We start from the raw sequence: 14,563 nt of genomic DNA, 5'->3' as shown, positions 1-14,563 counted from the left end.
GTTTTAACAGGCCTTAGTGTTTTGTTTTTTTATGCTTAGCTCTGGAATGACATCTTTTACAATTGACTCCAGCTCCTCATTTTTCATTACAGTGTTTCTACCAGTCTCATATTGCTTATTTACCCATTCTTTTATAATATTAATTCTTTCATCTTTTTTACCTATCTTGTCTTCTTCCACTAATCTAAAATAAGTATTAACCCAAGCTGCTATGCCTGCATGTCCTGAATGTTCATTAACTGACACAACAATTGGCCTACCTAATATTTTTTCAGTATCAAAAATATTATATATCTCTTCATCTTTTAATATTCCATCCGCATGTATACCCGCTCTAGTAACATTGAATTCACTGCCTACAAATGGTGTTCTAGGTGGAATACTATATTTAAATTCCCCTTCAAAGTATTGTCCAATTTCAGTTATAAGCTTTAGATTCATATCCTTTACAGTTCCTTTTATTTGACCGTATTCTATAACCATAGCTTCGAGTGGGCAGTTACCTGTTCTCTCCCCAATACCAAAAAGCGAAGTATTTATGGCTGAGCATCCATGAAGCCATGCTGTAGTAGCATTTGGTACTACATTATAAAAGTCATTATGTCCATGCCACTCAAGATATTCCGAAGGAACCCCGGCATAAACTCTTAATCCATGTATGATATGTTGAACACTTCTTGGTAGCTGTGTTCCTGAATAAGGTAATCCAAGTCCTAATGTATCACAGGCCCTAATTTTTATCTTAATTCCAGATTTTTTAGAAAGCTCCATAAGTTTTTGTGCAAAGGGCACTACAAATCCAAAGAAATCAGCTCTAGTTATATCTTCAAGATGACATCTTGGAACTATACCATTTGCTAAGGCTTCTTCCACAAGTGAAAGATACAAATCCATTGCCTGCTCTCTTGTTTTATTTAACTTTTTAAATATATGATAATCAGAACAAGACATAAGCATTCCCGTTTCCTTAAGTCCCATATCTTTTACCAGTTTAAAATCTTCCTTATTAGCTCTTATCCAAGAAGTTACCTCTGGAAATTTATATCCTCGCTCTAAACACTTCCTAGCAGCATTTCTATCCTTTTCAGTGTATAAAAAAAATTCAGTTTGTCTAATTATACCAGAGTTATTATCAAGTTTATGTAAATAGTCAAATATTGTAATGATTTGTTCCTCAGTGTAGGTGTCCATAGCCTGCTGTCCATCTCTAAATGTAGTATCTGTAATCCAAATATCTTCAGGTATAAACATTGGAATCTGCTCACTTCCAAAAACCACCTTTGGAATTTCCGAGTATGGGAATATATCTTTGAATAACATAGGCTGCTGTTCATGCTTCGCCTGTAAATTTATCATTCCCATCCTACGCGCATCATTATAATTTGTTATTTTCAGCTTATTCATTTGTTATCCTCCTTGATAATTGTTTTTCTTTTTAACTACTATATATAATTATAACTTTTATGAATTGTATGGTTATTAAAATTTCAATTTAATGATTATTATATAGTCAAAAGACAGTTTTGTAAAGTTATTATGCAATGTCATATGGTTAATCCGTCATTTTTTTTAATAATAACTCTCTTAGAAGCTAAACCTTCAAGTAATTTTCCATCCATAACAATATATTCCTTTGATCTAAAATTATAATTATGTGGTTTTAAAAACAATAATTATGATAATCTAAAACAAGCATTCCATATAAAATACCAATAAAATAAACAAGTCCTGCATTATAAATATAATTATAATGCAAGACTTGTTTTGTAATTTACTATTATACTTCTATATATTCTTTGTGTATGGCTAACACATCTCCTGGTTTATTTCGCATGTACCATCCATAGGCAGCAATTAAAATGGAAATTCCTACAATGAAAGCTGTCCCATGAATTAATATGGCATACTTACTGTCTATTGATTGGAAGGCTCCTGAAATTGTAATTACCACAAAATTATTTATAAAATGTGAGAATATACACAAATATATTGAACCTGTATTTAGATATATAGCTCCAATAATTAATCCTATCAAAAATGCATTTATGCCCTGTGGAATATTTCCATGCATTAGTGCGAAAAATAATGCCGATACTACAAGTGCTACTGTTGGATTTATTTTATTTGCCATACCCTTTAGCAATATTCCTCTAAAAATAACTTCCTCGTATATAGGTGCTATAACAGCAACACTAAGTATCAATATAATAGGTGAAATCGCCAATTCCTCAAATGCTTGATTTATAAAATCAGGCATAGGTATCTTATCAATCAAGTAAATTAAGCTATTATCATATGCTAAACGAAAGGCTATAATGGTTAAAGCCACATAGATAAAGTTCTTTATATTTAAACTCTTTTTACGGGGTTGTTCACATGAATCTTTACTATACCACTTTAATAAAAGAATTATAGTAAAATAGTAAACTAATACTCCTGCAGCAAAACTTATATATGGTGCTATATTTGTATACTGTTTAAAAAATAAATTTAAAATTCCTATAGGTATTTGTCCTAATGATTCCAATAATAATGCTAGCAGCATTACGAGAAAGGCTTTAATTATGCTCATTTGTTTAATAGTTATAGCTTGATTTTCTATATTTCTTAAAAATTTCATAATATCACGCCCTCTAAATTATTGTATTCTTTAAACCCCAAACTAATTTAAGTATACTATATATTTGTTGAAATGTCGTTAATTTACTCCACGGCAGCTTCTGAAAATTACGCACTATATTTGTAAATTAAAAAATCCGTTATAAAATCGTAAGAAATAAGTTAATTCATAATAAAATCCTTGCTGTATATTTAAATTAGATTTCATTTAAATATATGTTGAAGGGATGAGTTATTTAACGAAAAAATATTAACAAATAAGTTAAGAATTATAAATGTCTTATTTGTATTATTTTGCATGTTATTTGGTTTACAAAATACGGTTCATGCAGAGTCACATGTAAAAAATACTGGCAAAGAAATAAAGAGTCTCGTTGAAACTGAGGTAACTAATTTATTAAACAAAAAACTATAAAGGGGGCAGTTGTTTCAATAATAAAAGACGATAAAAATGTTCTTTGCCACGGGTATGGTTATGCAGATGAGGAAAATGGAATTTTAGCAAATGAAGAGAATAAAGCCTTTAGAATTGGCTCTGTATCGAAAACTTTTGTTGCTCTATCAGCAATGCAGTTAGTTCAGAGCTGCAAACTTGATATGAATGCACCTATAACAAAATATCTTGAGCAGGATTTTCCAAAATTTAAATACCCAATTACTATGCAAAATCTGCACACACACAGCTGGTTTTGAAACAATGAATACAGGTTTGTTTATAGCAACAGATGAAAAATCCAAGCCATTAAAGGAGGTTCTTAGAAAATATAAACCTAATCAAGTTTTTAAACCTGGAGAGGTTGCTACTTATTCCAATTATGGAATTTCCCTAGCAGGTTATATAATAGAAAGGATTTATGGGAAACCATATTACGAAAGTGTACAGGAGAATATATTTAAACCTCTTAGGATGCGTAATTCAACTTTTAAACAGGGTTCAACCCTTGCTCCCATTGTCTCAAAGGGATATGGAATTGATGGGAAAGAAAGGCGTCCCATTCATACCTGATAATTTATTAAGACAGCAGCACTTATAATGTACTAAACTACAGATTTAAGTATAGAAAAAGGTGACTTTGTAAGTCACCTTTTATAAAATGCTATATATTATTACTATATTAAGTCTATGCTACTTTAGAACACTTCCTGCTTGCTCAATCATCTTATTAGTTGAATCAAACCCGCCTGATGAAAGGTACCATACATCTGGAGTTAGATAAACTATATTTTTGTTTTTGTATGCCTTTGTTGACTTTATTAAATCATTTTCTAGAAATTGCTTTGCTGAAGTCTTCCCACCTACAATTGCGCCTCTATCTATTACAAATAGGTATTCTGGATTTTTTTCTACTATATATTCAAAGGAAATCTTCTGACCATGACCAGATGATTCTATATTCTTATCCACGGCTTGAAAACCAAATTCTTTGTGCAACATACCAAATCTGGAAGCTTCACCATAAGCACTAAGTGAACCATCACTTGCCATAATAACTAAAGAATTTTTGCCATCTTTTTTAGACTTTTCATTTAAAAATTTTATATTGTCGTCTATTTTTTTCAACTCTTTATCTACAAAATCATTCTTATCAAAAATATTTGCTAAGCTCTTCATATTAGTTTTGAAAGACCCAATATAATCTTTATCATCTGTATCCATATAAACTGTTGGTGCTATTTTCTTAAACTCCTCATATTTTTTAGCTTGTCTACCGCCTATTACTATAAGGTCTGGTTTAAGTTCACTTATCTTTTCAAAATTTGGTTCTTGCAGCGTCCCCACATCTGTATATTTATCATCCTTAAACTTACTAAGGTATGTTGGTACATTAGACTTCGGTAATGCTTTAACCTCAACTCCCATCTTGTCTAAAGAATCTAATACTCCATAATCAAACACAACTACATTTTTAGGAGTTTTCTTTACTGAGGTTTCTCCAAGCTTATGCTTAACCTTAATTTCAATTGCTTTATCTTCTTTTTTATCACTACTTACACCAGCATTACTGCACCCCACAGCTCCTATCATAAATAACATTGTTAACCCTAGCCTTAAAACTATCTTTTTTTTCATTACTAACACTCCTTTTTTTAAAAATATATACAAATATTTCTTCCATTTATATTCTGTATATTAAATTCCATATCATATATGTCCTCTAGTACTTCTTTGTTTATTATCTCATTAACCATACCCTCCTTTTCAACTTTACCATCCTTTAGTGCCACTATATAGTCTGAATAACAAGCTGCAAAATTTATATCATGAATAACTAAAACTACAGTTTTATGGAGCTCGTCTACAAGTGCTCTTAATATTTTCATAATCTCAACTGAATGTTTCATATCAAGATTGTTAAGGGGCTCATCAAGTAATATATAATCAGTATCTTGAACTATAACCATAGCTATATATGCCCTTTGTCTTTGCCCACCACTAAGTTCATCTAAATATTTGTTTTCTATGTCCTTAAGCTTGGTATACTCTATTGCTTCATCTACACATCGCAGATCTTCTTTAGATAAAGTTCCTCCGCAATAAGGGAACCTTCCAAAACTTACAAGTTCTCTTATGGTAAGCCTTATATTTATATTATTTGATTGCTTTAATATAGATATCTTTTTAGATAACTCATTACTTTGCCAATCTTTTATTTCCATCCCATCTATGATAACCTCTCCACCGTCCTTACTAATGAGCCTACTCATAGCTGAAAGCAAGGTGCTCTTCCCGGCACCATTTGGGCCTATAAATGAAGTTATTTTCCCCTTTTTTATCTGTAAATTTATATCTTCAATAACACTCTTATCACCATATTTTTTAGTTACCCTTTTAACCTCTATCATAATGACTTATTCTCCTTTAAAAGTAAGTATATGAAGTATACACCCCCAACTAGATTTATAATTACACTAAGCGTGGTTTTGAAATTTAGCATCCTTTCAATAATAAATTGTCCTCCAACTAGTGCTATAATACTTATTAGGGCTCCTCCAGCAATTAAATACTTATGCTTATAGTTATTCATAACCTCATAGGTTAAATTAGCAACTATAAGTCCTAAGAAAGTCATTGGGCCTACTAATGCCGTAGATATAGAAACCAATATACCTATAACTATAAGCATTTTTTTCACAATACTATCGTAATTAACGCCTAAATTTATAGCCTGCTCTCTCCCTAATACCATAACATCTAAAATATTTATATATTTATAAACATAGCACAATACTAAACCCACTATTATTATGCTAATAGTAAGAATCCCAGTATTTACATTGTTAAAACTAGCAAACATCTTGTCTTGTACTGCCATAAAAGCTTTAGGCTCTATGGTCATTTGCATAAACGATGACAAACTTTGAAATAAGGTTCCAAATATTATTCCTACAAGTAGCAGAAGAAATATATTACTTTTTTCCTTTAAAAAAAGTAATTTAAAAAGTAAAATAGAAAACCCAACCATGACTAATGTAGATAAAATAAAATTAATGTTATTATTTAAAACAGTTATGTTGTTTGCGCCAAACATAAATACTAAAAAAGTTTGAACCAACATATATAAGGAATCTAATCCCAAAATACTTGGTGTTAATATTCTATTGCTTGATATAGTTTGAAATATTATTGATGAAACAGCTATAGCTCCACCTGTTAGTATTATTGCAAATATTTTAGGAATTCTTTTAGAAATGGCATACTCAAAGGTATTTGCATTAAGACCAAAGAGTAAAAATAATGCTACTATTATTAATGATATGAATGATAATACACCTAATTTCTTGTTAACTCCCATATACTCCTCTCCTTTTTATTAAATAAAGGAACATGACGCTTCCTATTATTCCAACAATAAGTCCTATTGGAATTTCATAAGGATATATAATCACTCTGCTTAAAATATCACAGGCCAAAAGAAATACTCCTCCAAATAAAGCTATATTAACAATACTTTTTTTAACGTTATCACCCTCATAAATTGTTACTATATTAGGGATTATAAGTCCTAAAAATGGTATGTTCCCCACGGTTATAATAACTGTTGAAGACACTAACGCCACAATAACTATGCCTACATTAACTACCACCTTATAATTAACTCCAAGATTTGTTGCAAAATCTTCCCCCATACCCGCTAGCGTAAACTTATTTGCATATACAAAGGCAATTACAAGCATCGGTATACTAAAATATAAAAGCTCATATCTCCCTTTTATAATTCTTGAAAAATCCCCCTGTAACCAAGCCCCTATATTTTGAACAAGGTCATATTTATATGCAAAGAAAGTGCTTATAGAATCCACTACGCCGCCAAGCATTAACCCAACTAATGGTATAAAAATATCATTTTTACATTTAATCCTATTTATTATCTTCATAAATATAAATGTTCCAATTAAAGCAAACAAGAAGGCTATAATCATCTTTTCTATAGATTTAGCCTCTGTAAAAAACATTAAAGCTACTACAACTCCAAGTTTGGCAAAATCTTCTGTTCCAGCAGTTGTCGGTGATACAAACTTATTTCTCGTTATCTGTTGCATTATAAGCCCTACTATACCCAGGCTTGCTCCTGTTACAATTACGCTAATTAGCCTTGGCACTCTGCTTAAGAATATTACTTCTATCTTAGATGAATTTAAATTTACTATATCCCTAACTGAAATCTCTTTAACTCCAACAAAGATAGATACCAATGATAAAATCACTAGAATCAAAACTAAATATCTCTTTTTCATCTTTACTCCTTTTTGACACACACTGCCTTATAATGGTACAATCAATATCATTCAGTTGCTATTGATTATTATTCTCAATTAACTATACCATTTTAATCCCATTTTATTTTAAATATATTTACCTTTTTTATAAATATATTTAGACGTTTTAAGGAGGAGTATATTTTTGATAAACAAATATAAAATTTCTAATATACTAGAAACATTTTACCAGTGCGTAAATTTACCTATTAGAGCTGTATCTTTAGCTGGACAAACGTTGGGAAAGGCAGGTTATTCATCCTATTGTGATGATCTTTTTATGTCAAACAAAGCATTTGAAAAAACTAAAACTTATTTTAATACTTATAATGATAATGACTTTGAAAAAGATATATCTACACTTAATTGTTCGTATAACATAAGCTTTGCAGCTTGTTATATCTTTCCTTTACATCATAATGAAGGTGTGGTATGCATATTAGGGCCTTATTTAAATTGTCCAATGGAATATAAAAATTTATCATATAAGCCAAAGCATTGCATACCTCATATGTTTTCCTTGCTTGAAACTATATCTAAAGACTTACTTATTTTCCCTAATGAAAAAAACTGCTTTAATGTGAATAAGTATAATCCTCATATAAATAAAGCTATTAATTATATAAGCAAACATTATTCTGAACCCTTAACACTGAACCATATAGCTAAGAATTTGAACATAAATAAATATTATTTTTGTAGCTTATTTAAAAATGAAACTGGCCAAACCTTTTCTCAATATTTAAATATTATTAGGGTCGAAAAAAGTAAGAAGCTTCTATTAAATAATAGAAACTTCTCTATATTAGATGTAGCGGTGGCTGTTGGTTTTAACAGTCAAAGCTATTATACTACTGTTTTTAAAAAACTTAATAATAAAACTCCTTTAGAATTAAGAAATTCACATACCACACATACTTAAAAAGAACATACTAGGTTTATCCCTAGTATGTTCTTTCATTTATATATCAAATTCTAAGCTTTTGTAGCTGAATTTCAAAGTAACCTATCTACCTTTTAACCCTGACATATGTCCACCAAAACCTACTTTGTCAGCTTGGGCCTGAGTTATAATTCCACTATCTACAAGAGCTTTTAATGGATTAATATGATTACCCTTGTTTGCATCCATATATGCTTTGCATTCTTCGGGGGTCATAGCTTTAGTCTTTTCAAAATCTGCTTTTTTTGCAGCTTGCTCTTTAATCATGGCAGCTTTAATTTTATCTGATTGATCCTGAGTTATAGTATTATTAGTTACAAGCTTTGCTAAATTTGTTTCTAAATCTAACTTACTTTTAGCATCTCTTTGGATTTGCTCACTAGATTTTAAGGCATCTGCCTTTGCCTGTGTCAATATGTTACTAGTAACCAATTCTTTATAAAAATCTGGTTTTTCTCCTTTATTCACTTTTTTGTTATCCTTAGTTTTAATTTTGCTACTTTCATATGCTAAAATTTTATCGCTTTCTGATTGTGTAATTATGTTTGAACTAACAGCTACTTTAAGTGTAGCTTCTAGTTGGACTTTTGGTTGTCTAAATTCCTTTCCAAAAGTTGCCTTCTCATTTGATTTTCCTGGACCACCAAAGCCTATTTTTTCAGCTTGAGCCCGAGTTATAGTTCCACTATCTACAAGAGCCTTTAGTGGATTAACATGATTATTCTTGTTTGCACCCATATATGCCATGCGTTCTTTAGGGGTCATAGCTTTAGTCTTTTCAAAATCTACTTTTATCGCAGCTTGCTCTTTAATCATAGTAGCTTTAATTTTATCTGATTGATCTTGTGTTATAGTCTTATCAGTTACAAGCTTTGCCAAATTTGTTTCTAAGTCTAATTTCATTTTAGCTTCTCTTTGAATTTGCTCACTTGATTTTAGAGCATCCGCCTTTGCCTGTGTCAATATTCCGTTACTAACTAGTTCTTTATAAAAATTAGGTTTTTCTCCTTTATTCACTTCTTTATTATCTTTAGTTTTAGTTTTACTACTTTCATATGCTAAAATTTTATCACTTTCTGCCTGTGTAATTATGTTTGAACTAACACCTAGTTTAAGTGTAGCTTCTATTCCACCCTTTTGTTGTTTAAACTCATTTTTAAAAGGCGCCTTTCCATTATTACTTACTGGTTTAGTAGTTGTTGCAAAAGCTAAACTAACAGAGGATAAAAGCATGCCTCCTGTTATTAATCCTGTTACTATTTTTGTTTTTAAAGATATACTTTTCATATTAATCTCTCCTCATTTATAATTTATTTTGTTTCTATAGTTTATATCATATACACTTATCATGTCAGCGCGGTGTCAACATTATGTGTATTTCGTGTATTTTGTGTAAATTGTTATAATGAGGAGATTATTCTTTATTTTATTAAATGTATACCTATTTACCATATTATCTGTGAAATTAAAAATAACCATATATTTCTTATAAATGAATATTTTAAAAAATATATGATATACTATTTTTAAAGTCACACTATCGATGCAATCTGGATTTGAAATACGTATGAAAATGGGGGAATACTAATTGCTAAAACTTATAAATCTTTCAACCTACAAATGTGATATGGATAGATTCCATGACAACAGCTTGGAAATAACAAATTTATTAGAAAAACATAATATGGATGGCGTAGAGCTTTTAAATTCTTTAATGTGGGATGAAAATATTATTCCGAGTAGTATAGTTCGCGGTGTACATTTAAAATACTATCCTACATGGCTTGATTTTTGGAATAATAAAAAAAGTGAATTATTAAGGCAGTTTGGTAGCCATGAGGAAATAAAAAATTATTTTGGTGGAACAACTAGACAATGCATAATAGATAATTACAGAAAAGAAATACAACAGGCTGATAAAATTGGTGCTGAGTATGTGGTTTTTCATGTGGCTCATGTGCAAGTGGAACATGCATATACCTATGATTTTACATATACTGATGAAGAAATTATAGATGCAACATCCGAATTAATAAATGAAGTTTTTAAAGGTTTAAATACAAATATAAAACTATTATTTGAAAATCTATGGCTACCTGGCTTAACATTTCTAAACAAAGATATGCTATTAAGATTATTGAAAAAGGTTAATTACTCTAATAAAGGATTTATGCTAGACACTGCTCATTTAATGAATACTAATTTTGCCCTTACCAATGAAAAAGAGGGGATACAGTACATTTTAGATACAGTAAATAATCTTGGTGAATTAAAGAAATTCATAAAAGGTATACATCTTAACTGTTCCATGTCAGGTGAATATGTAAAAGAGCAAATACAAGCAAATCGCAAATGTAAATTACCATTTAATGAAATGAAAGAAAATGCACTTTTTCATATAATGAAAATAGACATGCATAAGCCATTTAGTGATACAAATGTAAAAAGAATTATTGATTTCATTGATCCAGAATATGTTATATATGAATTTATAACAAGATCTTTGGAAGAGTTGGAGGAGTATATTACAATTCAGAATAAAGCATTACAAAAATAACATAAAAAAAGAGTTGCCATATGACAACTCTTTTTTGGTCGGGGTGACAGGGATTGAACCTGCGACCTCATGGTCCCAAACCACGCGCGCTCCCAGCTGCGCTACACCCCGCTAACAATTTTAATTATACTAAAAAAAATCATAAATGTCAACAGTACTTACAAATATTTCTGTAATAGTTATAATAATTGAAAAACTCCACCACATTATATGCGATGGAATTATTTCTTATTCAGCTTTAGCACCTGATCTTCCTAGGTTATATCCTATAATTTAAATATAGGAACAACTTATCCATATTTAAATTTTAAACATTTTAACGATACCATCCATTTTAGAAGATACTTCATTAAGATTTTCCGAAGCATTTACTATTTTTCCGATAGAAGCTATTTGTTCCTCCATAGAAGATGAAACCTCCTCAGTAGATGCTGCAGCCTCTTGTGAAATAGCCGAGATCTGTTGAACCGAAGAAATAGCCTTTTCTTTATCATCATCAATGCTTATTATACTCTCTGTTAACCCTTTAATTTGCATTAAGGTACTATTTATAGATTCTTGTATAGATTTAAAAGATTTTTCCACCTCTACCATAGCTACATTTGCCTTACTTATAGAGTCAACACCTTCATCCATATTAGTTTTAGTAGTACTTACCTCACATTGTATTTCATTTATAATAGAAGATATTTCCTTAGTAGATTTAGCCGTTTGTTCAGCTAATTTTCTTATTTCATCAGCAACTACGGAAAACCCTTTACCAGCTTCACCAGCACGGGCTGATTCTATTGCTGCATTAAGTGCAAGTAGGTTGGTTTGGTCTGCAATGGCTTTAATAGTTTTTATTATATTATCAATATAACTTGATTTGTTAGCTAAGTTATCTATATTATTTGATACTTTATTTGTAACTTCAATATTTATTTTAAATTTATCCATAAGCGTATTTAAGGATTTCGCACCTTGTTTACTTAAAGCACTAGTTTCATTTGAAATTTCCTCTACTTTTTTAGAACTGGTTGCAATAACCTCTATTTGAGTGCCAAGTCCTTGGAGTTTTTCTACACTTGCTTGAGAATCGCAAGCTTGCTCACTAGCACCTTTAGCTACTCCTTCTACCGTTTTGGTAACATTATCGATAGATATTAACGTTTTTTCAGCAACAGCTGATAAATTTTGAGAGTGTTTGTGTACAGTTGATGAATTGTCTTTTAAATTTTCTATTATGTTATATAAATTCTCTTTAAGTTGTAATAACGCATTTATCATAATTCCACACTCATCTTTTCTGTTAATTAGATTTAATGAACTTGTAGGAATACTATATGCAAGGTTTAATTTTGAAAGTTCATTAATAAAATTGGTAGCTACAACAATAGGTTTTGAAATTTTATTGCTTAAAATTAAAGCAACTAATATTGAAAGCGCAACTCCTATTATAGAAGCAATTATCATCATATTTATTAAGCTATTATAACCACTAAATATTTCTTTGATAGGTGGTGCTACAGTTAAAACCCAGCCGTTTGAAATGGTAGCATAACCCAAAATTTTACTTTCTCCATTTTTACTTTGATATCTAACATATCCAGAGCTTTTACCTTTAATTTTATCATAAATATTTTTGTAGACACCGTTCTTTACAGTAGCTAAATTATCTTTAGATGAAAAATCAGGATGAACTAAATAGTCAAATTTTTCATTGTATAAAACAGCATAACCAGAGTCATATATCTTAATATCTTTTATAGATTTTATAATATTGTCGAATTTAAAACCTACCCCAATTACCCCTATCAATGTGCCGTTTTTAAATATTGGTTTTGTGTAAGAAACTATATTCATATTTAAAATTGAAGACATTTGAGGCTTTGAATATATTGCTTTTTTTTGTTTTATAGGTTCATAGTACCAATCCATGCTTTTATCGTCAGGTTTGAATCTCTCTTTTACATATTTCTTCTCAATCTTAGAAACACCCTTATTGTTGACATCAGAAAAGTGTATATTTACTGCTTCATCAGTTAATTCCGGGTTAAAATAAATATAACTTTCAACAAAGTTGTCATTACTTTCTAAAAAATTTTTTAAGGTTGGCATTAAAGAATTTTTATATTCATTTAAATATTTAGGATTTTTTTTAACTTTATTTAAATCAAAAGTTTGTGTTACTTCATAATCTAAATAACTCAAGTCATTTTCAGCAATTGATAAATGCTTACTAAGCTTATTCGCATTGCTTTCGGCCATTAAAACTAACTTATCACAAGCTTCTTTGTGAATTATAGAACTACCTTTAATTAAGGATATACCTCCTATGATAGTTGATATGCTTATGCAACATAGAACTATAGCTATTATAATTTTCGTGCTTATTTTTTTCATGTTTCCCCCCTAGTAATTTTATATTTATATTTCAGTATTTTATTTGGAGTTTTATTCAACGTTTATTATAGCATAATACTTCATGTATTATCTTATTTTTACATAAACTTAGTATCGAATCAGACATTTGTTGACCTTTTCTGCTATTTAATTGCACATAATATTACACTAATAAAAAAGAGTTGTTATGACACAACTCTTTAATTATGGAATTATTCCTTACTATTAGATTATATATATTTTTCCGTTCCTTCATTCCCTTTAAGCTCATTAACTAGGTGCTTTATCTCTTGATCCTTATTTTTATCCATTACCAATATAACATCTCCTGCATCTACAATTATAAGATCCTTTACACCAAACCCAATTATCAATCTATCTTTACCAAATACTGAACAATTTTGGCTTTCCTCCATAAATGTATTACCCAAAACATTATTGCCACGTAAATTGCTTAAAAATCTTGAAAGTGCTGCAAAGGTACCTATGTCATCCCACACAAACTCACATTTTATAACAAAAGCCTTTCTAGTTTTCTGCATTATACCAAAATCTACTGATATTCCATCTATCTCATTATATTGCTGCTTTATTACTTCACTTTCTTCATCAGTATCTAAGGCTTGATATACTGTCATTAATGGTTTATACATTTTAGGCAGGTACTTCTCCATCTCTCGCAAAAATACATCTGCTCTCCATACAAACATACCACTATTCCAAAGGAAATTTCCTTTCAAGAGCAAATCCTTTGCTACTTCCGTGTTAGGCTTTTCTAAAAAACGTTCTACTCTGAACGTAGGTATATCACCAGGGGTCCTATCTCCCATTTCGATATAACCATAACCAGTCTCTGGCCTTGTGGGCTGAACACCTATAGTGACTAGGCCTCTTTTTTTGTTTGCAATTTCAACTGCTTGCAGCACAGTTTCTTTAAATTCCTTTTCGTTTTCTATATAATGATCAGATGGTAGCACTATCATGGTTGCTTCCTTATCCTGTTTTAGTAGTTTGGCAGCAGATAGACCTATACATGTAGCAGTCTCCTTATTACTAGGCTCAACAATTATATTTGATTTACGAATTTCTGGAATTTCATTGCAAATTTTGTCAAAATAATCTTCATTGGTAACTACGTAAATATTTTCATTACTAACTAAACATTTTATTCTATCCACAGTGCTTCTTAAAAAGCTCTTATTATTAATAATATTCAAAAACTGCTTTGGGTTTTGGGCACGAGATAGAGGATAAAGTCTTGTTCCTTTTCCACCTGCTAAAATTAGTACATATAGCAAAAA

The 14,563-nt window shown here is 30.2% G+C and carries 11 protein-coding genes, 1 tRNA gene and 1 pseudogene; 3 read left to right on the top strand and 10 right to left on the bottom strand.

Features of this window, described 5'->3' with window-relative positions; translation table 11 throughout:
* Window positions 1-3: 3 nt before the first annotated feature.
* Together Ctaglu_RS00410 and Ctaglu_RS00405 are read right to left on the bottom strand one after the other, a co-directional pair.
* Window positions 4-1,356, bottom strand: coding sequence for a hydroxymethylglutaryl-CoA lyase-like TIM-barrel protein (locus tag Ctaglu_RS00410; RefSeq protein WP_124997350.1), 1,353 nt, complete (start codon window positions 1,354-1,356; stop codon window positions 4-6).
* A gap of 421 nt (window positions 1,357-1,777) precedes the next feature.
* Window positions 1,778-2,620 carry a CPBP family intramembrane glutamic endopeptidase gene (locus Ctaglu_RS00405; RefSeq protein WP_124996939.1) on the bottom strand — a complete coding sequence of 281 codons (843 nt, stop codon included), beginning with the start codon at window positions 2,618-2,620 and terminating at the stop codon, window positions 1,778-1,780.
* 395 nt (window positions 2,621-3,015) lie between these two features.
* On the opposite strand from Ctaglu_RS00405, the pseudogene Ctaglu_RS26430 reads away from it, so the two are divergent.
* A pseudogene (locus Ctaglu_RS26430) lies at window positions 3,016-3,625 on the top strand (serine hydrolase domain-containing protein).
* A 120-nt stretch (window positions 3,626-3,745) separates the two neighbouring features.
* Here the strand turns inward: Ctaglu_RS26430 and Ctaglu_RS00390 are convergent.
* The 4 genes from Ctaglu_RS00390 to Ctaglu_RS00375 are packed head-to-tail and all read right to left on the bottom strand — an operon-like array spanning window position 3,746 to window position 7,356.
* Window positions 3,746-4,690 (bottom strand): siderophore ABC transporter substrate-binding protein, encoded by a 945-nt coding sequence (locus Ctaglu_RS00390; protein ID WP_124996935.1) that lies wholly within the window; start codon window positions 4,688-4,690, stop codon window positions 3,746-3,748.
* 17 nt (window positions 4,691-4,707) lie between these two features.
* Window positions 4,708-5,463: an iron ABC transporter ATP-binding protein gene (locus tag Ctaglu_RS00385; protein ID WP_124996933.1), complete on the bottom strand. Its 756-nt coding sequence runs from the start codon at window positions 5,461-5,463 to the stop codon at window positions 4,708-4,710.
* Window positions 5,460-6,413: an iron chelate uptake ABC transporter family permease subunit gene (locus Ctaglu_RS00380; protein ID WP_124996931.1), complete on the bottom strand. Its 954-nt coding sequence runs from the start codon at window positions 6,411-6,413 to the stop codon at window positions 5,460-5,462. Before Ctaglu_RS00380 ends, Ctaglu_RS00385 begins: the two co-directional genes overlap by 4 nt.
* The gene (locus Ctaglu_RS00375; RefSeq protein WP_124996929.1) at window positions 6,403-7,356 is read right to left on the bottom strand and encodes an ABC transporter permease; all 954 of its coding nucleotides are present in this window, start codon (window positions 7,354-7,356) and stop codon (window positions 6,403-6,405) included. Before Ctaglu_RS00375 ends, Ctaglu_RS00380 begins: the two co-directional genes overlap by 11 nt.
* A gap of 166 nt (window positions 7,357-7,522) precedes the next feature.
* Here Ctaglu_RS00375 and Ctaglu_RS00370 point away from each other — a divergent pair, with 166 nt between their 5' ends.
* Window positions 7,523-8,299 (top strand): helix-turn-helix transcriptional regulator, encoded by a 777-nt coding sequence (locus Ctaglu_RS00370; RefSeq protein WP_124996927.1) that lies wholly within the window; start codon window positions 7,523-7,525, stop codon window positions 8,297-8,299.
* A gap of 84 nt (window positions 8,300-8,383) precedes the next feature.
* On the opposite strand, the gene Ctaglu_RS00365 is transcribed toward Ctaglu_RS00370, so the two are convergent.
* Complete coding sequence (locus Ctaglu_RS00365; RefSeq protein WP_124996925.1) at window positions 8,384-9,607, bottom strand: hypothetical protein; 1,224 nt, start codon at window positions 9,605-9,607, stop codon at window positions 8,384-8,386.
* A 301-nt stretch (window positions 9,608-9,908) separates the two neighbouring features.
* On the opposite strand from Ctaglu_RS00365, the gene Ctaglu_RS00360 reads away from it, so the two are divergent.
* Window positions 9,909-10,877 carry a TIM barrel protein gene (locus tag Ctaglu_RS00360; RefSeq protein WP_124996923.1) on the top strand — a complete coding sequence of 323 codons (969 nt, stop codon included), beginning with the start codon at window positions 9,909-9,911 and terminating at the stop codon, window positions 10,875-10,877.
* Window positions 10,878-10,912: 35 nt separating this feature from the next.
* On the opposite strand, the gene Ctaglu_RS00355 is transcribed toward Ctaglu_RS00360, so the two are convergent.
* The 3 genes from Ctaglu_RS00355 to Ctaglu_RS00345 form a co-directional block, all read right to left on the bottom strand.
* Window positions 10,913-10,988 (bottom strand) — tRNA-Pro (locus tag Ctaglu_RS00355).
* A gap of 189 nt (window positions 10,989-11,177) precedes the next feature.
* Complete coding sequence (locus Ctaglu_RS00350; protein ID WP_124996921.1) at window positions 11,178-13,262, bottom strand: methyl-accepting chemotaxis protein; 2,085 nt, start codon at window positions 13,260-13,262, stop codon at window positions 11,178-11,180.
* Between the two features lie 230 nt (window positions 13,263-13,492).
* Window positions 13,493-14,560, bottom strand: coding sequence for a mannose-1-phosphate guanylyltransferase (locus tag Ctaglu_RS00345; protein ID WP_124996919.1), 1,068 nt, complete (start codon window positions 14,558-14,560; stop codon window positions 13,493-13,495).
* Window positions 14,561-14,563 lie beyond the last annotated feature (3 nt).

Source organism: Clostridium tagluense (assembly GCF_003865095.1).
GTDB lineage: Bacteria > Bacillota > Clostridia > Clostridiales > Clostridiaceae > Clostridium_AD > Clostridium_AD tagluense.
Note: the sequence above shows the minus strand (reverse complement) of the source record. Positions and strands in the feature narration are given on the sequence as shown.